General features: G+C 31.5%; 30 protein-coding genes. 2 read left to right on the top strand and 28 right to left on the bottom strand.

Annotated elements, in window-relative coordinates; all coding sequences use genetic code 11:
- Positions 1-4 precede the first annotated feature (4 nt).
- The 14 genes from BUE10_RS19520 to BUE10_RS19455 form a co-directional block, all read right to left on the bottom strand.
- Positions 5-454 (bottom strand): hypothetical protein, encoded by a 450-nt coding sequence (locus BUE10_RS19520; RefSeq protein ID WP_073487853.1) that lies wholly within the window; start codon positions 452-454, stop codon positions 5-7.
- Positions 454-1,062, bottom strand: coding sequence for a conjugative transposon protein TraK (gene traK / locus BUE10_RS19515; protein ID WP_234984774.1), 609 nt, complete (start codon positions 1,060-1,062; stop codon positions 454-456). Before traK ends, BUE10_RS19520 begins: the two co-directional genes overlap by 1 nt.
- Before the next feature lie 30 nt (positions 1,063-1,092).
- Complete coding sequence (gene traJ / locus BUE10_RS19510) at positions 1,093-2,292, bottom strand: conjugative transposon protein TraJ (RefSeq protein WP_073487847.1); 1,200 nt, start codon at positions 2,290-2,292, stop codon at positions 1,093-1,095.
- Between the two features lie 11 nt (positions 2,293-2,303).
- Positions 2,304-2,939: a hypothetical protein gene (locus BUE10_RS19505; RefSeq protein ID WP_073487845.1), complete on the bottom strand. Its 636-nt coding sequence runs from the start codon at positions 2,937-2,939 to the stop codon at positions 2,304-2,306.
- A gap of 11 nt (positions 2,940-2,950) precedes the next feature.
- Positions 2,951-3,565: a hypothetical protein gene (locus tag BUE10_RS19500; protein WP_073487842.1), complete on the bottom strand. Its 615-nt coding sequence runs from the start codon at positions 3,563-3,565 to the stop codon at positions 2,951-2,953.
- A 15-nt stretch (positions 3,566-3,580) separates the two neighbouring features.
- Positions 3,581-4,270, bottom strand: coding sequence for a conjugal transfer protein TraI (locus tag BUE10_RS19495; protein ID WP_073487839.1), 690 nt, complete (start codon positions 4,268-4,270; stop codon positions 3,581-3,583).
- A gap of 11 nt (positions 4,271-4,281) precedes the next feature.
- Positions 4,282-6,750, bottom strand: a complete 2,469-nt coding sequence (locus BUE10_RS19490; RefSeq protein ID WP_073487836.1) for a TraG family conjugative transposon ATPase — start codon at positions 6,748-6,750, stop codon at positions 4,282-4,284.
- Positions 6,751-6,782: 32 nt separating this feature from the next.
- Positions 6,783-7,097, bottom strand: coding sequence for a DUF4133 domain-containing protein (locus tag BUE10_RS19485; protein ID WP_073487833.1), 315 nt, complete (start codon positions 7,095-7,097; stop codon positions 6,783-6,785).
- Positions 7,098-7,116: 19 nt separating this feature from the next.
- The gene (locus BUE10_RS19480) at positions 7,117-7,389 is read right to left on the bottom strand and encodes a DUF4134 domain-containing protein (protein ID WP_410503646.1); all 273 of its coding nucleotides are present in this window, start codon (positions 7,387-7,389) and stop codon (positions 7,117-7,119) included.
- Between the two features lie 202 nt (positions 7,390-7,591).
- Positions 7,592-8,095, bottom strand: coding sequence for a hypothetical protein (locus BUE10_RS19475; RefSeq protein ID WP_073487829.1), 504 nt, complete (start codon positions 8,093-8,095; stop codon positions 7,592-7,594).
- A gap of 234 nt (positions 8,096-8,329) precedes the next feature.
- Positions 8,330-8,887 (bottom strand): hypothetical protein, encoded by a 558-nt coding sequence (locus BUE10_RS19470; RefSeq protein ID WP_073487827.1) that lies wholly within the window; start codon positions 8,885-8,887, stop codon positions 8,330-8,332.
- Positions 8,888-8,904: 17 nt separating this feature from the next.
- Positions 8,905-10,098, bottom strand: a complete 1,194-nt coding sequence (locus BUE10_RS19465; protein ID WP_073487825.1) for a hypothetical protein — start codon at positions 10,096-10,098, stop codon at positions 8,905-8,907.
- 35 nt (positions 10,099-10,133) lie between these two features.
- Entirely contained in the window at positions 10,134-11,021 is an 888-nt protein-coding gene (locus tag BUE10_RS19460; protein ID WP_073487824.1) for a helix-turn-helix domain-containing protein, read from the bottom strand.
- 269 nt (positions 11,022-11,290) lie between these two features.
- On the bottom strand, positions 11,291-11,971 hold the full coding sequence (locus BUE10_RS19455) for a hypothetical protein (protein WP_143187748.1): 681 nt from the start codon (positions 11,969-11,971) through the stop codon (positions 11,291-11,293).
- A gap of 328 nt (positions 11,972-12,299) precedes the next feature.
- On the opposite strand from BUE10_RS19455, the gene BUE10_RS19450 reads away from it, so the two are divergent.
- Complete coding sequence (locus BUE10_RS19450) at positions 12,300-13,982, top strand: AraC family transcriptional regulator (protein ID WP_073487820.1); 1,683 nt, start codon at positions 12,300-12,302, stop codon at positions 13,980-13,982.
- 206 nt (positions 13,983-14,188) lie between these two features.
- Entirely contained in the window at positions 14,189-14,449 is a 261-nt protein-coding gene (locus BUE10_RS19445; protein WP_073487818.1) for a hypothetical protein, read from the top strand.
- A gap of 103 nt (positions 14,450-14,552) precedes the next feature.
- On the opposite strand, the gene BUE10_RS19440 is transcribed toward BUE10_RS19445, so the two are convergent.
- From BUE10_RS19440 to BUE10_RS19375, 14 genes are all read right to left on the bottom strand, one after another.
- Positions 14,553-14,945, bottom strand: a complete 393-nt coding sequence (locus tag BUE10_RS19440; RefSeq protein WP_073487816.1) for a hypothetical protein — start codon at positions 14,943-14,945, stop codon at positions 14,553-14,555.
- A gap of 34 nt (positions 14,946-14,979) precedes the next feature.
- Entirely contained in the window at positions 14,980-16,107 is a 1,128-nt protein-coding gene (locus tag BUE10_RS19435) for a DUF3800 domain-containing protein (RefSeq protein ID WP_073487814.1), read from the bottom strand.
- 161 nt (positions 16,108-16,268) lie between these two features.
- Complete coding sequence (locus tag BUE10_RS19430; protein ID WP_073487813.1) at positions 16,269-16,844, bottom strand: hypothetical protein; 576 nt, start codon at positions 16,842-16,844, stop codon at positions 16,269-16,271.
- 83 nt (positions 16,845-16,927) lie between these two features.
- Complete coding sequence (locus BUE10_RS19425) at positions 16,928-17,164, bottom strand: hypothetical protein (RefSeq protein WP_073487811.1); 237 nt, start codon at positions 17,162-17,164, stop codon at positions 16,928-16,930.
- A 322-nt stretch (positions 17,165-17,486) separates the two neighbouring features.
- Positions 17,487-18,233: a hypothetical protein gene (locus BUE10_RS19420; RefSeq protein WP_073487809.1), complete on the bottom strand. Its 747-nt coding sequence runs from the start codon at positions 18,231-18,233 to the stop codon at positions 17,487-17,489.
- Between the two features lie 158 nt (positions 18,234-18,391).
- A complete protein-coding gene (locus tag BUE10_RS19415) occupies positions 18,392-19,498 on the bottom strand; it encodes a hypothetical protein (protein ID WP_073487807.1) in 1,107 nt (368 codons plus the stop codon).
- 96 nt (positions 19,499-19,594) lie between these two features.
- On the bottom strand, positions 19,595-20,608 hold the full coding sequence (locus BUE10_RS19410) for an HNH endonuclease signature motif containing protein (protein WP_200801718.1): 1,014 nt from the start codon (positions 20,606-20,608) through the stop codon (positions 19,595-19,597).
- 194 nt (positions 20,609-20,802) lie between these two features.
- Positions 20,803-21,885, bottom strand: a complete 1,083-nt coding sequence (locus BUE10_RS19405) for a toll/interleukin-1 receptor domain-containing protein (protein WP_073487803.1) — start codon at positions 21,883-21,885, stop codon at positions 20,803-20,805.
- Positions 21,886-22,025: 140 nt separating this feature from the next.
- Entirely contained in the window at positions 22,026-22,799 is a 774-nt protein-coding gene (locus BUE10_RS19400) for a hypothetical protein (RefSeq protein ID WP_073487801.1), read from the bottom strand.
- Positions 22,800-22,981: 182 nt separating this feature from the next.
- Positions 22,982-23,620, bottom strand: coding sequence for a hypothetical protein (locus BUE10_RS19395; RefSeq protein ID WP_073487800.1), 639 nt, complete (start codon positions 23,618-23,620; stop codon positions 22,982-22,984).
- Positions 23,621-23,782: 162 nt separating this feature from the next.
- Complete coding sequence (locus BUE10_RS19390) at positions 23,783-24,391, bottom strand: hypothetical protein (RefSeq protein WP_073487798.1); 609 nt, start codon at positions 24,389-24,391, stop codon at positions 23,783-23,785.
- A gap of 173 nt (positions 24,392-24,564) precedes the next feature.
- On the bottom strand, positions 24,565-25,518 hold the full coding sequence (locus BUE10_RS19385) for a caspase family protein (RefSeq protein ID WP_073487796.1): 954 nt from the start codon (positions 25,516-25,518) through the stop codon (positions 24,565-24,567).
- A 3-nt stretch (positions 25,519-25,521) separates the two neighbouring features.
- Positions 25,522-25,932 (bottom strand): TIR domain-containing protein, encoded by a 411-nt coding sequence (locus BUE10_RS19380; protein WP_073487794.1) that lies wholly within the window; start codon positions 25,930-25,932, stop codon positions 25,522-25,524.
- A 2-nt stretch (positions 25,933-25,934) separates the two neighbouring features.
- The gene (locus tag BUE10_RS19375; RefSeq protein ID WP_073487792.1) at positions 25,935-26,363 is read right to left on the bottom strand and encodes a TIR domain-containing protein; all 429 of its coding nucleotides are present in this window, start codon (positions 26,361-26,363) and stop codon (positions 25,935-25,937) included.
- Positions 26,364-26,741 lie beyond the last annotated feature (378 nt).

Raw genomic sequence — 26,741 nt, 5'->3', positions numbered from 1 at the left:
TTTTTTAATTCATTTTATAATAATTTTCAATAAATATCAGGCTGTCCAAAAGACCAGGTCTGTAATTCTTAATACTGTCGTAAATTTTTCTTCCTCCTTCTGACTCTTTAAGACTGTCTAAATAGATGCTGAAGCTTGTAATATTTTCAAATTTTTCTTTTGGCAACAGAGTTTCATTTGCTCTATTCAATGAGGGCTTGGGCACAATTAAAGACTTGAAATTAATTCTAATTCCAATACCTGTCTGCTTGTATTCTTTGGAAGAGAAACCACTGTAGACATTATAAAGACTAATACCTCCGGTGATAAGTATAAATAGGATCAAATAAAAGACAAGACTTTGCTTTGATAAATCCGAAGTCAATACGCTCATTTTTTTTGCCCACTTATCCTGCAGAAGCAGATAATATTTTGGACTTATTCGAATCTCTCTATTTTTTCTAAATAGTTGCATTATTTCCTGTTTTCAACTCCTAAATCTTTGTTCTCAATAGTATTCCAGCGTTCTATCAAAAAACCATGAGGGTTATTATCGCTTCTGGAAACATTTCTGAGTGTTCCTTCCGTAACTAGGTTTCGATTTAAAATACTGGTAGTCCTTATGATGTTTTGCTTTGCATAGCATTTAAAATGATAGGGGTATTCATTAGTATCAATATTGATGCTGTCAATTGAAATGGTCTGGCTGATATTCCCGGAGATAATACCTGAGTAATAACCATTTTCCTTAAGATCATCATACACTCTTTTTGCAGAATCATCCGCCAGATAAAGAGCCTTAGTTACATTGGTCTTGATAACTTTATCATCGGGGTCGAGGGTAAAGAAAAATAAGTGAAATGTTTTTACATGATCCCTTGCCTCAACAGGCACATTATCTTTTCTTTCCGAGGAATAAGCCTCCAAAGCTTTCCCATTTACCAAGATGTAAACCCTGTCCTGCATCAGGGTAACAGTTGTAAAACTTTTATAAAGTGTGTAACAGCAGATAATAATACAGCTGACAATTACAAGCATTGTAAATCCCCTGATATAGCGGAATGCTGTGTCAATATTTTTCATCTTGGTAAACATGATTATTTCTGATTTAAATTATTTAGAATTTCCCTTGAGCTTGTCACTCATGTAGTTTCCCTTTTCTACAAAATATGGATTGCTACCTGCCGTTGCAGCCATACTCTTTGTCATTCTGCTGTCAGCATCACCCATTACATCCATTACCATCCCCGCCCCACCCGATGTTCTTGTAATTATAGAAGTAGCTGAGTTTCCAAAAATGCTGGTCACTTTCTGCCCAAGCGCTCCACCTCCGCCGGCATGCACAATATAGTTAGCAACAGACGGTACTGTAAAATAGCCTACAATTCCAATGATCATAAAAATGAGATATCCCATGTCAGTCCTGCTGAAAAATGTATCTCCCGAAGTATTGATCTGCGTGATATCCAATTTGAGCATCTGCTCTTGGATTTTACCTATAATACTTCCAAAAATGTTGGCAACGGGAAGCCACAAATAAATATTGATGTACCTGGCCAGCCAAACAGTAAGGGTATGTTGAAAACCGTCAAAAACTGCAATTCCAAAAACCAAAGGTCCCAATATTGAGAGCACTACCAATTGAAAAGTCCTAAGCGTATCAATACACAATGAAGAGGCCTCGAAGAGAATTCTCAGAACTTCGCTCACCCATTCCTTGACAGAATTTCTAAAACTATACGAAGCCTTCTCCATTGCAAATTTGACATCATTCCCTATTCCTTCCAGCATACCTTCATCGGCGGGATCGGAATCATTATGTGTATACTTGTACCATCTGTCCCTGTCACCTGTTCCTAAAACACCGACATACATCTTCCATGGATCGCTTTCTTTTACTGCTTTTTCTTTCTCCTTTAAAAGAACTTCAATTGCCTTATTGGATCCTTCTACCATAGCCCCTGTAGCCGTAACTGTCGGTTTCATAACCCCATTGATCAAATAAAGAACTGATGGAAAAATCATGATGCAGAAGCCAATCACAAAGGGTCTGAAAAGCGGGTAAAAATCAATCGGCTCCGCATTAGCAATATGTCGCCAGACTCGTGAGGCTATATACCAAATCGTTGCAAATCCGGCTATACCCTGCCCTACTCCAATCAGGTTACTGCACAAAGGCATCATCTCATCATAAAGCTGTTCCAGCACACTATGCAGACTTCCGATCTCGCCTCCGATTCCCTGCGCATGGCTTAAAAAAGGTATAAGTGATGCCAGGACTGCAAAAGCAGTCCTCTTATTTAGATTTACCATATTGACAAGAATTAGTTTTTTATCTCGTAAGTATGACGTAGTGCAGTTACATCACTTTTCTCCTTAGCACGCTGTAGCGCCAGAACATTGGATGAAGAATTAAAAGCTTTAAGAAACAATACTTTCTCCTGCATATCAAGATATATTTTGTCAATGGCCTCCAATCTTTCATCGTCCGACATTCTTAGTTTGTCGGCCGTAACTATTGTAATGAGCTCGTCAAGATTTCTAAGGCTTTGCCTTGACAAGTTGGAATATATCTTTTCAAAGTAGTTAATTTCCTGGACTGTAAAACTCTCGCTTTTATTAAAGCGATTCAAAGCAATTTTACTTTCCTTCATAAGAAGTAGTTGATATTTAACGATATCTCCAACCCTTTTATAATTTTTAACCACTGGACTTACCTGCATCAAGGCATCGAGAAAAGTTTTATGAAGAGAAAAATTTCCCTCGGACAGGTCTTTTACTACTTTGTATCCGCCATTTAAAATATCATAGCCTTTTTTCATATCACTCAGGATCTTCTTAAACTGAGAGAGCTTTTCGATATTCAAAATCAGCTGCTGGATTTCCTGAGACTGCGCCCGCGTTTTAAACGGGAAGCATAACAGCAAAGACAATACAAAAATTAATACTAACTTTTTCATGATTAATTACTTTATAATCCCAGTAAAAGCTGGCTTTGTTTGACATCATTTTTATCTTTAGCTTTTGACAATGACAATATTTTTATCTCCCGGCTAAAATTTTCGCAGAAAGAATAATCTTCCATCATTGTTTTATGCAAGTCGTCAATACGTTCTATCCTCTCATCATCTTTCATTTCAAGTTTGGTATCGGTTGAAATTATTAACAGCTGGTCAAGCGTTTCATTACAGTTATCAATTAAATGCCTAAAAGTTTTCTCTATATAATCCAGCTCATCCCCATGGAATAAGTCATCATGACTTAGATGTTCTAAAGTCTTTTTATGAACTTTTAAGATTTTAATCTGTAAAGAAATAATCTCCGCAGATTTAAGATAATTTCTCACCTTTGGATTCACTTTTTTAAGTGAACTAAAATAATCTCCATGAAGACTGACCTCTCCATTTTTTACATCTCCTATAAAATTCAGTCCGTTTTTGACAACTGTATATCCTTTTTTAGCATAACCAATATAAGTCTGCAGTGCTGCTATCTGCAGCAGCAGCATCTTTCTCTGCTTGGCCTGAGCCTGAATTTCCCCAGAACATAACCCCATAATGCAGAGTACTAATAGTATCTTTTTCATGTTTTTTATGTTTGTTTACGGAATTCCGTAAAATTGTTTGACTTTATTTACATCATTGGCGATTTTGGCTCTCTGCAGACTCAGAAGAACATTCTGTTTATTAAAAAGCGTCAGATCATCGTAATTGGCATCTATCTGATCAGCTGCATCATTAATAATCTCCAGTCTCTTTAGATCACTCATCTGGGTTGTAAAAGATTCAAGGATGGAGAATATCTGATCAATATTTTTCATGCTCTCCTCCAGAATTCCAGCATAAACCTTTTCCATATATTCCAGTTCAGAAGCATTAAAATGACGGTCCTGTTTAAACAAGTTCCAGGCTCTTTCATATTCTTCAATTAATTTTGTCTGCTTAGCTGTAATTTCTTTTATTCGCTGATAATAGGTAATTATAGATTTTACTTTCTGAAGTTCCTCATAGTAGCCTTTATAGAGGTCTCGCTGTTTTTTTGTCCAATTTGAGATCTCATCAAGCTTTAGTTTTGAGAGTGTATTTTCAACCTGCTTTTGTGCATTCTGCAACCAGATGGTTTTATTCTGCAATCGTTGGATTCCGAGGTCAATAGCTTTTATTACCTTTTTTGTAACCGCTTTTACTATCTCGAGTATTGGAATTGCAGCATTGGTTTCGGCTGGTCTGACAGGTGCACTTACCAGTAAAAAGCAAAGCGCGTAAATCATCAATTTCATTTTCGTTTTCATTTTTCCTTCATTTAAGTTGCATTTCTCATATCAAATGCCAGAGCGGCGATTCCTTTCTTAATGTCTCCATCATACTTTTTAGCATAAGCATTCACTTTTACCTTCTCACTTTCTTCAGTTGTATACGCCAGATACTCTTCAAGCGAAACTTCCGTTCGATACACTTTGGAAAGCATTCCTCCCAGTGATATAAATACTTCCTTATATTTTTTATCAGGGTCATTGGATTTATTTACCGACAGCACCAAAGCCTTTTCCTTTTCGGTGAGTCCCAGAAGTTCCTGAATCTGATCAAATTTATTTTGATACTTGCTTTGATCCAAAAGGATCTTGCAGTCACTGTTATTGATAATCGCCTGTTTGACTACAGGCGAAGAAATAATATCTTCAACCTCCTGAGTCACTACAATAGCCTCTCCAAAGAACTTCCGCACAGTCTTGAACAAATACTTAATATATTCAGCCATCCCTTCCCTCGCTATTGCTTTCCACGCCTCTTCGATCAATATCATTTTACGAATCCCTTTAAGCTTTCGCATTTTACTGATAAATACTTCCATAATAATGATCGTCACCACCGGAAAAAGTATAGGGTGATCTTTGATATTATCAAGTTCAAAAACTATAAACCGCTCTTTCAAAAGCTCCAGATTTTCGGTCGCATTCAGCAGGTAATCAAACTCACCGTTCTTATAATACGGACGGAGCACGTAAAGAAAATTATTGACATCAAAATCTTTTTCTTTTACCTTATCACTTTCCAATATGGGAACAAAGTCATCTTTCAAAAATTCATAAAAGGTGTTGAAACAGGGAAAAATTGAAGAATCAGCTTCCAATTTCTCATAGTATAATTGTAGTGAATTTGACAGAGCAACATATTCACTCCTGTTGAAAGTTTCATCGTCTTTTTTCCAAAGAGCCAATAAAAGCGTCTTAATGCTTTCTTTTTTCTCTGTATCCAGGCTGTCCCCTTCGCTGATGTAAAAAGGATTGAACCTGATGGGATTCTTTTCATCATAAGTAAAATAATAGCCGCCAACCATATCACATAATCCCTTGTAACTGTGCCCGACATCCACCAGCACAATATGTGTTCCCTGCTCATAATAGCTTCTTACCATATGATTGGTAAAAAATGATTTACCGCTTCCTGATGGCCCCAATATAAACTTATTGCGATTCGTACATATACCCATTTTTACAGGTTCATCACTAATATCGACATGAACAGGTTTGCCAGTTAACCGATCTCCCAGTCGGATTCCCATAGGACTCAAAGAAGATCTGTAACCTGTTTCCATATTTAAAAAACAGACAGCCTGCTCGGTGAAAGTATCAAAGGTGTCATTCATTGGAAAATCAGCTGCGTTGCCGGGTATTCCTGCCCAATAAATTTGTGGTGCTCCTACTGTTTCCTGCTTAGCTGCAGAATCCATCTGTGCCAGAGCCGATGATACTTTGTTCTTGATATCCTTTAATTCCTCCAGATCTGACGTCCAGGCCAGTACATTAAAATGCGCTTTAACTGGAAGTCTCTGCTGAGAAATAGCTTCATTTAAAAAATCGTTTGTAGCATCTCTGGCTATTAGATTCTCCCTGCTATAGGCAGATAACGACTGCAATCGCAGTCTTTTACTTTCCAGTTTTTGAATGGTTTTCTGAGCATCTTCAATGAAGATGTACTGATTATAGATATGATTACATGATAATAATTGTCCAAGAGTCGAGGCAAATCCTACGCTGAACTTTGTTTTATCTGTGGAATACCGGTCATAATTGATTCTTGATCCGCAAAGGGCGGGCAAGTCAGCAGCGTCTCCTAATGTAAATAATTGACAGTTCTTATCTCCTACCTGTAATCCTTCACTAAATTTAATATCCTGATACACAAATGAGTTTTCATTGTCAGATAAAAAACAATATTTCTCTACAAGACCAATATTACGGTTCTGGCTCTTAAGCTTGTCGTTTCTTAAGCGGGTTAGCTTTACAAAACCGCTGTCTTCCATAATTCTCTTAAACTGGCCTGTGCTGTCAATAAAATCTTGAAGCAATTGGGTTTTTAGTGTTTCCTCCGGTGCAATGGAACTTCGGATTAGATTAGAAAATAACGAACTTGAGTTTTTTCTTCCTATCGGTTTTTTAGTTATTATAATATAGCAGGAATGATCCAAAAACGGTCTTTCATTAAAAAACCGCTCACTGCTTCTGGTTAAAAAACTGCTGTCATCATTTCTAAAATCTGCCTTATATTGACTCTCCAAAAACCAGTCCTGCTTATGGAATACACAAAACTTTGGAAGTATTTTAATCGCTTTAATCCAGCTCTGATGAAACACCTCATATTCCTGGTCCGATAAAGTAAAAATCTCAGGAAGTTCTGCTTTAAAAACTACCGTTACATCTCCCTGCTTGGACAAGATACAGTCATGCTGAACGTCCATAATTGGTAAAACATCATCTATCACTTTCTCCATCACTACTTAATTTTACCATTAAGATCCCATAACTATCCATTAGTGAAAATTCTCCTGCTATAGACTTTTACATTCTTTGGAATCTGCTTTTTGGCTATGGCTTTCATCATGCCGTATTCTCCATACTGATGGCTCATTTTGTAAATTTTGACAACCATTACAGTTCCTGCGACACCAATAAATGCAACACAGATTAGAGAAGGAATTCCAATAAAAAAAAGAATTGCAAAAAGAATCATAAGCCCAACCATACCTCCACCCAAGTACCATATGTACTGAGCTTTTAGCCCTTTAAACTCAATTGATTGGTTAATTCCTTTATTGATTTGGTATACGCTGTTGCTCATTTTTCAAAGTTTCATATTTTTAAACTCCAAAAAAGGATTTGATAACTGTAGCCACCACAACTAAAAAAACACAGCTCCCAAACCAGGCAGCAGCAACTTTACCAGTATCCGGATCGCCAGCATTCCATTTCTGGTACACTTTCACTGCACCAATTAGTCCAAGTAATGCTCCAACGGCATACATAAGTTCCGTACCGGCATCAAAGTAACTCCTGACCTTTTGATTGGCTTCATTTATTCCGGCAACACCATCCTGACCATATCCTTTGAAGTTTATAAATAGCAACAGCATTACTGCTAGAACTGATATTAATTTCACTTTCGAAAAACACTTTAGATCCTTTTTACATTTTCTCATCACACATCATTTAAAGTTTCGATTATTTTCAATAATAAGCGGAGGAATACTCACCGTTACAGCTCTATTTCCTGTCACATTAAGCCATACCGCACCAGAGAGAACAGGGATTATTCCTCCACTATATTCTTTATGTTTAAATAGCATCATCCCACAAACTATCGGTCTGCGGATATGTCAAAAGAAGGTTTGGGTATTTTTCAGATTCTGAAACAATAAGTTTATTTATATTTTCCCGTAAAGCTGAAATCTTTACAAACGGGTATTCGGAAAGCAATAATCTAAGATAATTTTCAAACTCTTCCTTAGATAAATTTCGCTCGATACTTTCAGCAATAGCTTTTGTAAGCCTGTCTGATAATTCCTCTGTATCATCCAGAGTGTCAAATGATTCTGGATAGGATGAAAATATTGATCCTTTTAAATTGTTTTCTCCTGAAGAATTGGAGATAAATTGACTTTCATTTTTATTTCTAAAGTTTAGAAATTTAATTTTTTGTTCACCTGAAATAATCTGTTTGAAATCAAAAAAATAAAACTTAAATCCAACAACCAGGTACCAGATAAATACCAGCACACAAACGGCAATTATATAATTGCTCCATGAAATATTCGTAAACATAGCCTTTCCATTAATCATTCAACATCCTTTTCATCCTATGCATAAAAACCGTTACCAATTTTGATATGATTTATTCTACAGACCAAAGGAACAAATTGAATAAATTTTCTACAAGTACAACTTTTGTTGTACCCCAGTTGTACCCTCAATTTTTTCAGTAAAATCAATAAAAAAACCTCTAAAAAAAGAGGCTGGTTACATGTATAAAAATTGAAATTTTAAAATTTTATCGTTTCATTGAAGTGACTAATTTTAATATACTTTGAAATTCATAAGCTCTACATCTGACTTGTCGATAATCTGCCAGCCGTTATCCGTAAAATAAAAATATTCTTTACGCTTGCTATTATTATCTAAATTTTGCCATAATGGCCCAAAGTCATTTTTATCCCGTACTATGGTATACTCTACAATGGTTATTTCTTTATTAGAGGTATTGGATAGAATCCTGGTAATTTTGCCAAATTTTTCATCAGCAACCTTTACTCTTTGAATATTGTATTGTCTGTCCTCTTTAGGAGTTTCTAATAAATAAGGCTTAGCCGAATCGGTAAAATGAATTAAAGGGTTTCCAATATCCTTTAGTTTTTGCGTTCGATCCACAGTCACTAGTCCTTTTTCTTCCAATCCTGCATCAATTGCTCTGCGCGCATGTACGGGATCACCGCAGAATACATCATAATACACAACTTTAGGATACTTATATTTTTGAATTATAAGATCTGCTGCTGTCTTGTTATCTAAGCTCTTACTATTACATCCTGCTAATATAAGACTTAATCCTAATAAAATTTTTACTGCTTTTTTCATGTTTTAATATTTAGTTATTAATACTCCTTTATATGTTTTATTATACGTTCTAATGTTTTAATCGCAATTTCCTTATCCCTTTCTTCTGCCACATACGATTTGCTGCGCATAGCATTATATGACAAATCTTTTTTTTGTGAAGTTGCAAGATGTGGAACAATCGTTTTAAAAACATGGCTCATTGATTTTGCCTTCAAAATTCTGGACTCATCGCCAGCCCTTAATATCAGGGCCATTTGATCTGTTGATAAAATACATTCAATCTTATTCTGCTTATTCATTTGAAAACTGCTGATTATCATGTCATCAGTTTCTAAAGACAACTCTATTTTTCTTTCTAAATAAGCGATCTCATGTTTAAACCAATTTTCTAATACATATTTAATATTTTGCTGACTCGGATCAAACGTTCCCTTTTCATTCGATAACAACTGACTGAACTCCTTATAATAAAAGAGAAGTTCACTCATCTTACTTTTCAAATTATCCTGAGAATTAAGTTCAATGGAAATTTGATCAATAAAATGATTTATGTATTTATGACAGTTAAAATTTTGCGCTATTAATACTTCATGCAGACCGGAATAAAAATTTGATCTTTCATTTGTCTCTGCAAATATTTCTAAGCTCTTCAAAAGTTCTTTTTGATAAAAAATCTGTCTATAGGTAATTTTATGCCCCATACCGGATTGGATTGTTTCGGAAAGAACATCAATTATAATTTCCATCACTTTCTGATCTGAACTATCACTTATTTTTCTTTTTTTGAGCCTCTCCAATCTTAAAAGCAATTCTTTTCTGGAAACTATTAAATAAGTCACTGGCGCTCTTTCATCAAGACTTAAATAATTGGAGTATCTATTTTCAACAAACGAAAGAAGTTCATCTAAACTGTTTATTATTAAATCCACAATTTTTAAAACTGCGCTTGATTTTAGCATTTCATCCTGCTGATTCTCTACTATATTGTCGAGAAGAAATATTAACGTTGAGTGGTATTTGCGTACCAGCAGTCGAATATGTCTCTTCTTATGTAAAGAAAAAACCTCTTTTTTAAGTTGAATTTGAACCTTTTGTGATTCTTTTAAAACATTTTCAGATATTAGAAATAATTCACTCTTTGACAGCATTTTGACATTTGTCTTCTTTGGATTAAAAGTATACAATATCAGAGAGTCTAACCATTCTAAAGGATACATACTAATCATCATACTGTTGTTTTAATTTACATTTAGTGCAACGAAAACTAACGGTTCTTGAACCTCTCGATAGTATTCGAACGATATTCAGATGGCGAAATGGAAGTATGTTTTTTGAAAAATTTACTAAAAGTATATGCATCGCTAAATTCCAATTCTTCAGCAATCATAGTAATTGTTAAATGCAAATCTTCGAGAAGATTCTTGGCTTCAATAATGATAGCATCTGCAATTATCCCTTTAAGAGTTTTTCCTGTTGTTTGTTTAACTATTTTACTTAAATATCCAGAGGTAACAAATAAAGATCCCGCGTAAAACTTCACGCTGTGATGTTTCATACAATGAATTGTAACAATGGTAAGAAACTCAATTGTAAGGCTTTCCTTTCTTGCTAGATTTAGTATTAAATCATTATTGTATCTTACATATATCTGTTTTAGTTCATATAGAAATAGATTAAAACTGATACGCTGTAATTCCTGATCAAAAACACTTTTTTCCACATCCTTAATAACTAAATAAATAAGTTTATAAATGAGCGACAGTACTAAAAAGTCCTTTTCTTCCAGTTGAATTTTCATTGAAGATTTTGCAATCAAAAAATAAAAAGATTCCACTAATTCTTTCTTTAAAGAATTTTTAAAGACAAAATCTGACGTGAATGAAATTAAAAATAATTGCATTTTATCATGAACTTCCAATAGCGTACAAAAAGAATTTTTAGGAATAATCATTAAATCTCTTGCCGTTAATTCCTGTGTAATTTCTTTTAGCTGAATTTTAAACTTACCTGATTTTATAAGCAGTATTGAAAAATTATTGACAATGAAGGATTCATCACTACTCGTTTTAATCACATATTTTTTGATGATGTGAATATCCAAACCTTCAACAGGCAGGTCTTTTAGTTCAATATTTATTAAATCTTTGATCATGTTTAGAATAGTTCAAAAAAACATCTTATAAAAGCAGAAATAATACTGATATCTTACCCTTAAGAGACAGCATAAAACCCCTTCTAAATGACAAGAAACAGGTATTGATTTCTATTATAGATAAATAAGTTTGGATTTTCTGGGATTAGAGTTATAATACTGGCAAAAGTTTCATCCTAATTAGAAGGTTTTAAGATGAAATAAAGACTCACATAAATAGGTTTTCTCTAGCCTCTAAAATGAGTCTTTATTTCATCACAAAAACTGAGCTAAATGATTGCATCAAGCAATGCAATGAGAGAAATAAGGGGCGTCTGATTATAATCGAAAAACGGTTTTGGTTCTCTGTTGCCTACTGATGTTTCCCAATCTTTATCTTTCCGTTTTGATTCTCCTTCAAGTGCGTAGGTTGAAATTGAGGAAATAATAAGAATGCTTTGCTTTTCTTCGGTACTCAATTCTGTATTAGCAATTACCTGCGTTTCATAAGAAATGATGTAATTATAAATTTGCTCATATTCTTCTTCCTGAAGATCAATTAAATTTTCAATGAAACCTACAACTTCTGCCTTCGCCTGCATACCTAAAGAGGAATTCTCAATAGTTCCTAATAATTTATTTATCGGGTCATTCATAATTAAAGAAACATGCTCAGGGGTAATGGTCAAATTATTATTTGAAGTTGTATACTCTTCTGAAATAAATTGAATTTGAGCGGTTAATTCTTCTATCGTATCTGGGGCTTCATTATTTTGTAAATAAGAAAGAAGTGCATCATCGTATTTTTTACCATCCCCATCAAATGGGTTTGATTGATTGCCTGATAGAATAGAAGACTTTTTTGATGTACTAGTGTTGTTAGATGGATTGTCAGATAATTCTATATCTGATTCTGTTGAACATGAAACTAACATACAAAAGAAAACGTTGCATAATGATAACTTTTTCATGATTAAGATTATTTGAATGTGAATGAGAAATAATTCTCAGTTCATTTCACCCGGGTCAGCAGAACTATTATTTAGCACGATGCTAAATTTTTTGCTTTTGAATTCAAAGCAAATCTAGACGCACTATTTTTTATACACAACACATTACTTGTGGATTTTAGAAAATAAAAGTGTGGATTTTACTAAAATCAACACACCATTTTACATCCAAAAAAGCGCTCATTTTCAATTGTTTATATTAAATTTGAGATCCTTTTTTTATATCTGACATTTATTTTAACAGCATATAAAAAAGCAAATGGTATCTCTTAACCTATAATCCACTACTATGATCAAAACACTTTATTTAATAATCTATCTATCTTTGGCAGTTAATCTTTATGGCCAGAAAACTGCAATTCAAATTCCTGATACAATTCAAAACAAAGACTATGATTACCTTTTTCAACGTATCGAGGATTCTCATAAAAATTCCAAAATCCAGGCTCTTTACTTAAAATCTTTTCTTTATAAAGCGAAATCCGAAGAGAACTCTGAGGAGATTATAAATGGATATAAAAATTATCTGCATTACTCAAAAGACAATTTAAAGCTGGTCTATGCAGACAGCATGATCTATACAGCAAAACAAACGGACGATAATGCTCTAATCGGTTCCGCCTATTTAACTAAAGGGATTGCTTACTATGGTATGAAACAGCATAAATCTGCTCTGGATAATTACTTAATTGCAAATAAGTTCATTTCCCAAACCCGCGATGAATATTTAGTTCATAAAGTGAAATATAATATTGCTCATATTAAATACTATTTGGGCTTCTATAATGAGGCTATTTCATTGTTTAAAGAATGCATAGACTATTATAAGGATGAAGATTCAAGACCATATCTAAACTCAGTCCATTCCCTTGGACTTTGTTATAATAGGATTGGAAATTACGGCTTATGTACAGAAATGAACAAAAAAGGACTTGCAGAGGGGAAAAAACTCAATAATAATGAAATGGACATTTATTTTATTCACTCTGAAGGTATCAATCAATATTTCAAGGGTAACTATCAAACGTCGATTGAGAAAATTACGTCTGTAATTAATCCTCTTAAGGAATCAAAGGATTTTGCCAATGAATCTGTAGGATATTTTTATATAGGTAAAAGTTACTGGAAGCTTGATAAGTTTCAAAAGGCACTACCCTATTTTAAGAAGGTCGACAAAATTTTCGGTGATAAAAAATACATACGTCCTGATCTTATAGAAAATTATCAATTACTAATTGATTACTACAAATCAAAAAAAGACCTTAACGAGCAGCTCCATTATATAAAAAGGATGCTTAAGGCCGATAGTATTCTTGATAATCGATATCAATATTTAACCGGCAGAATCTACAATGACTATGACAGTCAGAAAATATTGAAGGAAATGAAAAATATTGAGTATTCCCTTGAGTTAAGAAAATATAATGACCTAATTTTTACTCTTATCGTTACCGGATTGCTACTTGCTTTCTTATTTATTTTTTACAGATATAAAAGAAATAAAAGCAAATACAAACAAAATTTTATCGAGTTAATGGAGAAAAAAGCAGAGACAAAAACAGATAATAAAACTCCCACCAACAGCATCGAAGACATCAGCCAGGATACTATCTCTTCGCTTCTTTTAAAATTGGAGAAATTTGAAAAAGAAAAAAAGTTTCTTGAAAAGAATGTGACTCTTGCAAAACTTGCAGTTTCTTTTAATACCAATATTAATTATTTATATAAAATAGTATACCATTTTCGTGGCAAGAAATTTACTGACTATGTAAATGATCTAAAAATAGATTACATTATCAACCTTATGAAACAGGACAAAATGTTTCAGAATTATACCAATAAGGCGCTAGCAGAGGAAGTTGGTTTTAGCACTATCCAGCGTTTTACAAATGCTTTTTATGCCAGAACCGGCATAACTACCTCCTATTTTATTAAAGAGATAAAGAAAAATATAGAAATAAAAGAAGAATAAAACTTTTGGTTTTATTAATATCCTTTAACTGCATAAAATACAAAATTTAAAAAGCTTAATCTTATTTAAAAATCAAACATCTAAAAATCAAGTATTAATCACATATATATGATCTAATAACAATAAAATATTTACTCGATTTTTTGTGTCCTTTTTTAAAATTAACTGATAAAATACCTTTACTACTTAATTTTAAAAAAAGAAATATGAGTTTAAATTTTATTAAGATTCAAATCGAATCTCAGAAGAAATACTTCAGTAATTATATAAAGCATAATGCTATAAGATACTGTAAAGACACAATTAAATCCGGTGAATTAGACCGACTTAAAATCAAAGAAGTTCAAAAACTATTACTAAAAATAGAAGCTGTCGAAGACCCTTGGAATTGGAACGGAATTCCTAAATCTAAAGAATCACTGGATATTATTAAATTATTAGAAAAGTTAGAACAAATTATTTGTTAACAACAAAGGGATACAAATTGTATCCCTTTATTTTAAATCTAGTTTTTGTTTTTATAATAAAATTTAAATCTACAAACTCCTTTATTAAATTTACTTCAAATTTTTATAGCAACATATTTCCAATAGTTAGCAATAAACTTATTATGGAAATGATTAAAGGCCAAAATCTCGTTTTGGCTAAATATTTTGATATTTTTAAATCATATTGAGCTTTCAATTCAACTCTATCTTGAACTTTTGCCTCATGTTCTAAATATTTGATCCAGCCTCCGTAGTTAACAATAACATTTCTCCCAAATTTTGTAAGATATAATGTTGATTTTTTACTTTCAAAATTGTTTATTAGTCCCAATTCTTCAATCATAATTTCAATATGATTTACATATAATTTGTATTCTTCATTTGACTGAAAATCATCTGCAAGGGGCATTATGTAATAATTTGATTTATGAATTTCAATCAGCAAACTTTCAATCTTATTATGATCTATTTTCATTTTTTACTTTTTATTTCTATACAATTTTTACAATTTACAAAGCATTTTTAGACATAGCAGTTTCTATCATTTTTTTTGTAATATCTGTATGATCGAAATAAGGAACCATATAATTTATACCAATTGATGAGCCAGGAAGTGGATGATTCAATTTTATCATCAGTGGCAAATATTTTTCTACATTAATTTTGTTGCCATTTTTGAAATCTAACCAAAATCTCATAATAAAACCTGAAAGTAAGTCAGCAACCTGAATTGATATATCAGTTTTCGAATCTATAAAACTTAAGCTAATACTTTCATTTAAATTAAATGTGCCTTTTGATGCAAGTTGAGTATTCTCAACAATTGAATCTAAATTTAATTGCATCATCGATTGAATAGTTTTAATATAAATGACATCAAATTGCTTTTGTTCATCATGTATTATATCAAAATAATCTTTACTTGTGAAATCAATAACATATTTCTGGACTCTGCCAATTAAATTAGTGAACGCATTATAATTCGGTAAAAGATGTATTAGTCGATTGTTTGGGTTTTCATCAGGTATTGGGAAAAATTTACGCAATGCAGCTTCTGGATTTATTGCTTTTTCGTCAAAATAGTCCTCTTTAGTTAATTCAACATTTTTTTTCAATGCATTCTCATTTATTGCATCAAAGTGATTAATTAAAACCTCATAAAATTCTTCTAATGACTCATGCGAATTAATTTTAATTGCATTTAGAAATTTATCATAAATATCTTGATTTAAAAATTTCCCAAGTTCAGCAGAAATTATTCTCTTCTTCTCAATATTTAAGTTATTAAATTCCAAAGAATAATAAGGAACAATAAAATATTCAATTAACTGAGTATCGAGATAATATAGTTTATCCATTAATTCCGTAAATACTGGAATTTTTTTATCCGTTAAATAATCAACTAACTCTTTTAAAAAGTTAGATTTAGTTTTATAAATTCCTTTTGATTTGAGCTCGTTTCCTTGTATATGATATTTTACCTTCAATTGAGAAATGAATGATTCCAGAGCGACTTTAGCCGTATCATTAATTAATAAGCCCGAAAGCACATAAAATGGTTGGTCAGCAAAATTAAAATTTCCATCTTGGCTCAACGTTTCGCCTGTGTTTCCACTTTCGTCTATATATAATTTCATTTTTATAATATTTCGATTTTATTTTTATTTTCAGACAGTCTAAAAAGCCTTTTTAACTAATTTATTCAACTAACTGAATTTAGCTTATAAACCCTTTTTATCTGTACATTTTTCAGGTATCAAAAGTATTTACTGCTAAAATTGAATTTAATTTTACTTTCTTAAAGTAATTGGCTTAATTCAACTATTAATGAAGTAATTCCTGAAACATTTGCGCCTATTTCTATTAATTGCTTCATGGAAAATTTAGGCTTTTTACCAGCATCAATTGACGTCTCAACCTCCTCTAAACAATCTAATAAATCAGTTCTAGTCTCATCATCTAAAGTCGCAGAATTTATTGCATCTTTTATCTCGCTAATTTTTCCTTTTATACTTGAATAATTGGTAAAATTAATAGTAACATTTTTTGATTCTGAAACTATATTGCTATTTGGACTGTTAGAAATAGAAATATAGTTATTTGTAATAAGAGAAGAACCTTTATAAGTATAGGAATCATCCTCACAATATTCTACACCATAGCTAGTAATCTCTGCTAAACAATCATCCAATGTAAAATTTCCAGTAATAAATCCGTCGTCTATCAATCTATGAGCTAACAATCTCACTTCATTGTGTGGTTCTATTGGGAGATCCTTCTCTTCACATATTTGCGTTAAAGAATGAACATGCCCATCAAATTTGTGTTTGTAAAGTTCTCGAAGTAATAAATCTAATTTTTCGGTTTGTTTCATATTTATTATGTTTGGTATTAATATTATTTACAATGTAAATATTTATTACTCAAGAAATATAAGATCGTCCTAATGTATCATTTTTACAAATCTAATACTACACGAACTAATTCTTTATCTTCCTCTTTGGCCGAATTAAAAAGTCGTTGCTTTAAGGCTTGTGACAAATCAGCAACTGTTAGGTATTCTTCAATATTTTGCCCACCAGGATAAGTATGTTTATCGTATAGATGTAATATTGTCCCATCATTATATAAAGTATAGTCATCATCTAATATACCTTTCATGTTATGGGACATTGAAATTGCTTTTCTTTCCATTTTATTGATTTTTATTTATTTTATTTATTTACAGATTCTAGATACGATATTTAGAATTGTAAATTAATTCTTTAATAAAAGAATTAATTTCATATAAATACCCGTTTGAGATCCTAACTGACTTTAAAAAAAGCCCTTGAGTTAACAATATACTGTATACTTATTTAAAAAATGTCGTTTAGTCACTATTTGATTTTTTTGATAATAACATAAATCCTCTTCATCCAATCATAGTATTGTATAAAAATATAAAGGAGACTCAATCTCGTCATAAAATGCACTGTTTGTAAGCCAAGTATTTTAAAAGCTCAGTTAATATTATTTACATTCCTCCACATAGAGTAACTCTAGTCATTATGTGGATTCCATGGAAGTACGATGCAACTTCATATAATGCATCTCTAACTTCTGGAAGAACATTATCTGCTTTGTGAAAAGCTTCAATTATATTATCTTGATTGTCAAAAACAAGCATTGTTAAGTTACCTTTTTTATCTCCATTTTTTTCTTGCATCTCATTTATCAAATCCTCGATATTGTCCTTTGCTTTAAATTTTTGCATTGTGTTTTTTTCATTATCTAAGGCTGAATTTTTAGTTATTGGGTATCTGAAATAAGAACTATCCTGATCGTATTTTGAAATTATCCTAAATAGAGTTGTTATTTTTTTATATTCTTGCCAATCACCTTTAGGAGCTAAATCAGTCAGTTTTTGAATGTTTGGAAGAAGTAAATTGTTTAACCAATAATCGTAGAGTTTGTCTATAAAGTGAGAAGAATACAGTTTTCTCCATTTTCCATCGACAAAAGCTTCTGGATCATCACTATCGAAAGCTACGTTTCCATAATCAATATTAAGCTCTTTATGGAAAATTATTATTAGAGATTTTAGATATAATTCTATAGAATGTCTAAATAGAAAATTTTGAGGCATTTCTACTTGTTGTGTCAAATCATAATGTTCAAAATGATTTGTCATTAAATGTTCAGCACTGTGATAATACGAGTCGGCTGTAATTCCAAAACCTAAATCAGGATGAACTTCTATCCCAGTAAGCATATATTTCATATTTTGTGTATTATGATTAGAATTCAAATTAATGTCTGTAGTAATTTAATTCTTAACTTGTTTTTGATAATTTAAGTTTTCTGCAATTTTTTTGACAAAGTAGTTCTTTAACGAATGAATTCCGCAAGTATAATTACTCGTTTTTTACGTGATACTTTCTAATTTATTTTATCTAAGTATTTTAATTTTACCCAACCTTTACTTATTAAACCACGATTATTTTTAAACTCAATATATCCAAAACTGTTTGAAATTTTTTCAACAAAAACTTTTTCATCGCCCACTAAGAAAGCTTTTCGAATAAAAGTGTCGTCTGGTTTGTCATAAAAATAAATTTTGTCAATCAGGTTGCTTACCACGACATAATATCCAGGTCCCAAATCAGCGGAAGTTTCCATTTCAACCTGATTATTGTTTGGCAATTTAGTAAAGACAAATAACTTACTAATTTTTTCAAAAGTGTCAATGAATTTAACACTGTCTTTAGGATATGAAAATGTAATATCATAATAATAAGGATTAGCAATAACTTCATAGCTAGTCACTAAGATTTCAATATTTTTTCCTGAAACTTTTGATGAAGTTTGCTGAATTTTTATTGCCCTTACATTTCCAAAACTTGTAATTTCATAATTTTCAAGTTTGAAATCATCAAAATTTCGTCTATTATTTTCGTTAAATGATTCTGCGAAGGCTTTTAAATTCTCGCTAAAATCATCTATTCTTTTATCTTTGCTTTCTTCATCCAAAAATTTCCCTGTTATTGTTAGCGACAAATATTGAGAGTCATCAATGTAGACTTGGCTTTCTGAATTTGATAAACTTTCTTTAAAAAACATATTCTCCGGAAGTTGAAACTCAGTGTTACCAAAGCTTTTTTGACTCCACAAGATTTCTTTTGGGATCTCTTTTTTGATTTCTGTTTTCGTTATTGTAGGCTGCGAAATCGGATAAGGGTCCGATACAATGGATTCTGTATTAGTGCTTCGATGATTATTTTTAAAATAAATGTTTACCAGAATTCCGCCCAAAATTATTATTCCTAGTAAATATGGTCCATAATTATTTTCTTTTCCACCTTCTGTCCTTATTTGATCATTTTTACGCTTTAGTTCTGACCACCATATAAATATTTTGAATAGTAAAAAAATACCCGCAATAATCAGTATTGGGATAAAATTACCTTTGAATGTTTCGACAATTACAAGTATTATAATAACGATCGCACCGAAAATTCCAAAACACCCATCATCAGATCTTGCCATATTATAATCTAGTTTTTTAATTTACAATCGATCGAATTTTGTCCAATTATCTCTCTCATTTTATTTTAAACCATCAAATATATATCCACCAATCCATTACAGCTCTTGAGTATAGCTGTTGTATAATTCTTCCAACTCTTCTATAGGATGAAACCCTAGCTCCATCTTTGCATGCACAAATAAACCATCTTCATAAGTTACTTCCGTAAGTGAATGAGGCAAATCCTCAACAGAATCTTCTTCCGTAAGTTCATCTATAGGGACAGGCACATGTTCTCCATCCTTGTCTTCTATCCATACATAAGCAGCCTTTGTCATTACATAAAGTGTCTTCTTATCTTTTGAAAATCCCCTTTTTACGACTATATATTCTCCATTATGGTTTCTAAAGAATGGCGCTCCAGCAATCAAACTATCAAAATATGCTGTCAATGGATCACCATCAAACACTTGTGGTGTACTCGGAAATTCGTTTGGCTTATCATTAAGAAAAATAATACGTTGTGCTGCATTAGGAGTTTTCGACATCATGTAATTGGGTTGTACGGGAGGTGGAGTTTCAGCCATCTCTCGATTAAATATCCATTCTCCTAATGAACCTCCTTTTAGTGGTTTGTAACTATTTGCCCAGGACAACATCCGTTCTAAACTTATTTGTGCTTCTTTTGCTGAAACGGTGCACATCCACTCATAGTTTGGGTCTGCAAATTTGTCTCGAAATTTTGAAGGATTGGCAAGAAATGCTTCAACGCTTCCACAAATAATTTCAATACGTCTTGCTGTAATTGGATTAAGTAAAATGTTTTCTAATCTCGTTACCCAACGTAGATTGCCTGGCCTATTATTTTGTTTGTTCGTGTCAATGTGATCAACAACATGTTCCTTTGTTGGTGGTTCGCTATGAAATGCCGTCGCAACTATTCGGTGAATTCGAACAGAAGCAATTTCTAAATAGCCTGTCTTATTGTTTAGTTTGCCAAAAGTCCAATTGTTGTCTGTTGGTCTTGGTCGTTTTCCGTCAAGTGGGTAGCGAAATACTGCTCCGTTGTCCCGAACACAATAACGCTCACTTTTGTAAATACATTCACTTTCTTGTTTAAAGTCTTTCAAGTCAACCATAGTCTTTCATAAGTTTCTTTATCAGTTTGATATTCTTGTCAAAGCGGCTCGCCATATGCTGACCGCTAACGTTTTCTCGCCGGTGGCTGTTCGTCAACTTCAATTTTTCTACTTTTCAAAAAGTTGATACAAAACAGCAATTCAACTAATTCAACACAACCATAAACGTCTCTTAGCAAAAGTTTTTATGAGTTCAATTTCTGTTTTAATAAGTCTATAGCTTTATCTATACCAACTTGTTTTAAATCAATATATCCAACAGTTTCATTTAATCCGTCTATTTCTGTTTCATCTATTCTTAGGGGTAAGATGTATTCTTTATTGTTTAGGAAAGCTTTTGTTTGAGCGGCCTTTCTTTCATGAGAGGTCCAAACTTTTTTAGAATAATTTTCGGAAATAATCATTAAACAATATCTTGCTCGATTTTTATATACATCATTTAAATGTGCATATAAATCTTTGCCCCATAAACTAGCTTGTTCGTATTCATCATAGAAAACCTTGTAATGTTGTTTTGTTAATTCGTCAGCTATTTTTTTTGCTATTGGTCTATCTTCTCCTGCAAATGAAAGTGCGACATCATAATTTTGTGTTTCGTCTTGGTTTGAAATTATTTCCATAATTTTTATTTTATTGTATAAGTTGGGATATAACAAATTGAATATTTCTTTTACATCACTTTTACAGATGATTTGGTTTTTAATACATTTTTCATAAATATCTATTATTTGAAAAGCATTATAGATTTTTTTTTGAACGAAAGTTTCGTGAAAATTGGTTGTGTCACCACCATTATGCCTAAGAGCAGAAATTCCTGCTAAAAACTGAAATAACATACTTTGAACAATAGAGACTTGTTGATAATATTTTATTAGTTCTCTAATATCATCATGAGTTAAATATTGCTTTTTTAAAATCATATCAACTTCTAAAGAATAATTCAAGCTATCAATTATTTCACATATAATCCCCTCTGTTTTTTCGGTTTGATCAATTCTAAGTTCTTGTAATATTTGTTTACCAATTACTGAAAGAGGTTCTGTTTCATCTTTGTACCATTTGTCTTCTTTTCTTTTAATTGTAATTAGAGCAGAAACAAACATATATTTTTCTAAAGGAGTTCCTTGAGTCCTTTTATAAATTTGTATATCCCAGTAACCACTTTCATTTTTTTTATAGTAAATATCAGCACCTAAGTAAATTTCATAATTTACTTCTCCAATATTTATATTTAAATCAGATATGATTTTTTTGTATATAGTTTTCAATATTTATCTCATTATGTCTTTAAATTCTCTATTTTTATTTTTGCACGCAGTTGCAAACTGCGGAACTGATTATTTCTATTAAAGAAAATTTATGCGAAATGTAATCTTACTACAAAACTCGCAATTGTGTCAAACAGCTGTTACTTCACGTTTTTCAATTCAGTTATGTATGCCTCCTTATGAGCTTTTTCGATGAAAAGTTCAATAAATTCAATCAGCGCTGTTTCAAAATAACTCATATTTCCCTTTAACAAATTTACTGGAGAAATATTAGTTTTTTCCTTTGAGACAATGCAGTCAAAATCAGCAATCTTATAGTCGATTTCTTTAGTTGTCTCAGAAACTCTAAAAAAGAATGCATCACTAAATAATTCTATTCTATTATCAGATGCTCTTTTCATGTCAGTTTTTAACTTAATTAAAAAACTATTAAAATTTGAAATTACACTAATTTTATTTTCATAAACATATTTTTCCGCGCCTTTTAAAATTTTTATCTCAAGCAATTTATCTCTATCATTAACTGCTTTTTCAGGATCCTTCATATAGTCTAAGATAACATCTTTATACTCATCAGGTATAATTGGTTGACTACCATCGATATATTTTACTAATAAACTGGCTAAATTTTCAGATGTCCTTACTGTATTAGGACTAACGTAATAACCATCACAATTTTTTGGGTTTAAATCTTCTGCTTCTATGCCTTCAACTCCGTTAATATTTTTTTTTGAAAACTTTGACAGTGTAGGTAAGTTACTTGATAATACTAAGTTATAGTTCTCAATGTTTTTATCTGAAGTTTGATATTTTAGAGGCTGTTTAAAAACTATAGAAGTAGATAAGTCTTTTTCGTCAGTTGTAATTCTATAAACTGTCCAATGAGCGCCATTACCAATATGTTCTTTTTTCATTTAATATTAATTATTTTGTAAAAATGTGTAGAAAGTTCTGGTACTAAAGGGGTTTGAAACTAAATTAAGTCTATTCCTTTGGATTTACCAAATCATCACAAAGACCAATCAGCTTCACTTTAAGTCAATTACCCGAATCTGTTGTAGCTGTTGTAGACTATATTTTTATTTTTTTCAAGTTTCTACACTTTCAGTTTCAAAAAATAAAACTCATTTATGTGCTTCCATTTAAATTCATAATCTTGGTTTAGTTTTAAATCTTCTCCATATGGTTTTCCTGTTTTATATTGCAATACAGTTCCAGATTTATACTTATGATTATCTCTAAAATTAAAATCTGCTGTGTCGACTGAATAATTTTCTTGATTTACATAATGCAAATGATCAGTTGCCAATATGAAATAGCAAATATCAATGCCATTCTTTTTATATAATTCTAAATTTGAAATATCTTTAAAAACATCATATCGATTATTTGGCTCTCTATGATTTCCTTTCTTAAAAAATTTTAGTTCAATTGCAGTTTTTGTAATTGTTTCATCGTCTTTATATGTCAATAACAAATCAACTCTCGCTTTATTACTTTTGCTTTTTATACTTTCATTATTTAGATCTATATAAGTTTCAAATTCTAAATGGAATTTATCTTCAAGCCTAAATTCATATAACTGTCCGAGAGTTTTCAAAATATAACCAAATTCTAGTTGAAACGAAGCTTCGTTTTTTGCTGTTAATCCCCCAAATGCTAATTTATTAATTAATAAATGAAACGCAGTTTCAATAATTTCTTCGGATAATTTAATTTGAGTTTCTTTATTCATTTTAACTTTTCGATTACGTTTCGGTTTTCAATTTATCTTATACCTCTATGCCGCTTGGTTGAGGAATAAAGAAGACTAATTTTGCGGTTAAAAAACTGAACTTTAAAAATACAGAACCAAGTTCAAATTAAGTATAAAAACATAAATCTTGCTAAACGGCTGTTAATCATAATTTTCTATTCGTTTTATATTTTTTATCAGACTACCAATTCCAATTACACAAAGCAATCCTGAGAGGAATTGCCAAAAAGAAAATCCATCGAGTTTCCAAATTAAAATAACTGTTAAAATTCCAGTTAATAGTGTAATTATTACTCCTATTCTAAAATTCTCCTTATTATAAAAACCTATTTGATAGAAGACAACTTCCTCTTCTTTTTTATTATCATTGCTAAAAATCATAGTCAGCCCAATTAAACAGCAGAGCAAAGTCAAAATTATCCAACCGTTAAATACGATAGAACTTCTAAATATGTCAACAGTCCAAAATCCGAAACCTACAAATACAGCAATTCCAACAAAAAAGTTGGTCAAGTTTTCTGATTGGTTCCCAAATGCTTTTTTTAGTTTATAATTAATTTTCTCTTCAATTTCGGAACTTTCAAAATTGTCATTTGATTTTAATTTTTCCAAAATCTCCAAATCAAGTTTCAATTCTTGTTTTCTTTTTATTGAAGCAAAACTTTCTCTTAATTTTATAAATGCAGCAATTATTCCAATTATTCCAACGAATACTTTTAAGTAAGTTTCTACATTATTTAAATTTTCCAAAATTGTCTTTTTTTTAAATTGTGGCTAACGTTCCGCGGCTTCACGCAGTGTAGACAACTTTATAGTTAGTTGTTAATATGTACAATTTTCCGGTTGAGTAATCTCCGGCTTAGAAAGATAAACCAGCCATTGAGCGAAACCGCTGTTGGCAGTAGTGCTCATATCAACTTAGTTCATAATCTATCTCGGTCAAGTAAATTCCAATAATGTTCTCCGAGTATTGTTAATTTACATGCTTTTGATTCCATTGCGGCATAATACATATGTTCAGCATCAACAGGTATAACAAGATTTATTCGGTTAAACTTTTGTAATATTTTAAATTGTAATACATTGTCTTCATCAGGGTTAGCACTTTCAGGTTCAAATGAAGGATCTAATTTGAAATTTTGACCTTTTACTGGAAAAAGTTTTATCAATTGTTTTAAATCTGACAATGCTATAGGTGGCTGAACTTTTCGTAGTGTAGTAAAGGTTGTAACATTTGTTTTGAAAATTGGTCGTTGTTCCCAAGAGCCAAGAGATTGATCAATATGAGCATAAATACTACCAGGTGTTATATCTCCAACTAGATTTGATGCACTACCATTCATTGCGTCTATAAATAAAGTTGTAAAAACTCCAGAACCGTTTTCTTCTATTGCATATTGGGTTTCACTTGATGCTGTTAGAATCGTTAACCCTTCTGAAAGAATTGATCTGTCTCCTTTTTGAGAAGTTTTACCAACCATTCCTGAATGACAACAGTCAAGAATTATAATTTTATTTCTTGCAGGAGAGTTATTTGCAATTTCTAATAAATCATTCATTGAAAGTCCGTCATCTCCATCTTTGCATTCAGAGGTAATTAAATATCCTCCTGTGCTTTCTACATAACCGTGTCCTGAAAAATAAAATAATGCGATATCACTTTTGTCTTTAAAAAGTTCTTCTACTTTATTCTTTAATTCTTTTCTTTCAATTGTTGCTTTTGGACCAGTTGCTATTTCAATAACTGCATCAAAATTTTTAGTCCCATCACTATGTCTATCGAGAACTGTTTTAACCGCATAAGCATCATTAACACAACCGTGTAGTGAGTTTATTGTTTCATAATAATCAATTCCGATAACTAATGCTTTTCTCATATATTATTGATTTTTACCTTCTTTCATAACTTGGTCAATTGCAAAAGCAATTTTTTCCCATTCCCAAGCCACAACTCTTCCTGTTGTAAGACCACTTGGTAATGTTGATGAAGAGTTAGCTCCATCTACATACACACCAAATACAGGCACATTATGTTCTTTTGCAAAAGCTATCTCTTTGGCTACTCCTGTTGCTGAAAACATACTTTTTCCAACAAGTACAATTAACATATTACACTTATTAATTTTTTCATGGATTATTTTTTCCCACTCGTTTTGGGGTAGTGAAGATTTTGATGACCAATCTTCAATATTGAAAGGAGTTTTTGAATTTATTGATTGTCCAACAAAATACTTTTTTTGTCCTTCGTTATTGTCAAAGTCAAAACTTATGAATGCTCTTGGGTTTGCCATATTTATAATTTATTTATGAATTTTTCTAAATTGTTCCAACTCCAAACTATAACTCGTTTGCCTTGTAATTCTATTGGAATTGCACCTTTGTCATTTTTTTTGATATGCATTCCAATTATTTTTATGCCTTCTTCCCTTGCGCATTTTATTTCCCATCTTGCTCCACCAGCTCTGTGAGTATTTTTACTTAGTAATGCAATCACACCATCGCATCTTTTTATTTTATTTCTACATCTGTCTTTCCACTCATTTTGATTCCATTCTTTCTTTACCGACATATCTATAAAGTCAAAAGGTGAATGTTTTTTTCTTGCTTGTTGCACTAAATAATCTCGATACTCAACGTCCTCAATTGCAAAACTTATAAATACCCTTTTTCGTGTATCTTTTTTTGCTTCTTCTACTTCAAATAGCCAGTCTAAAAGTCCCATTAATAATATATTTATCAGTGTATGGTGTTCTTAGCATTATTGCCAACTCTTTTATTCTTACCATAAAATGGTTTATTACCGAATAATTTTAAATAATTTTATGCCATTTAGAAGCTTTAATACCAAACTTACTTAACCACTTTCATTTTCTTTTACGGTTTTCCATAATTGTCCCTTGAAATGGCAAATTAGTTTTTTAATAAATAGAGAGCCCCCGTATAAATACGTGTTTTTTTTGTAATTTCAACTAAATAAAAAAAGATGTCTAAGCACCTTTTAAATATTTCATCTTAAGTCAGTCTCTAATTTTATCTTTTTCGGATTAAAGAAGCCAAAATCTTTAGTTAAACAATGACTTTACAAATCCTATTCCATCTT

This window comes from Flavobacterium sp. CF108 (assembly GCF_900129795.1).
Taxonomy (GTDB): Bacteria; Bacteroidota; Bacteroidia; order Flavobacteriales; family Flavobacteriaceae; genus Flavobacterium.
Note: the sequence above shows the minus strand (reverse complement) of the source record. Positions and strands in the feature narration are given on the sequence as shown.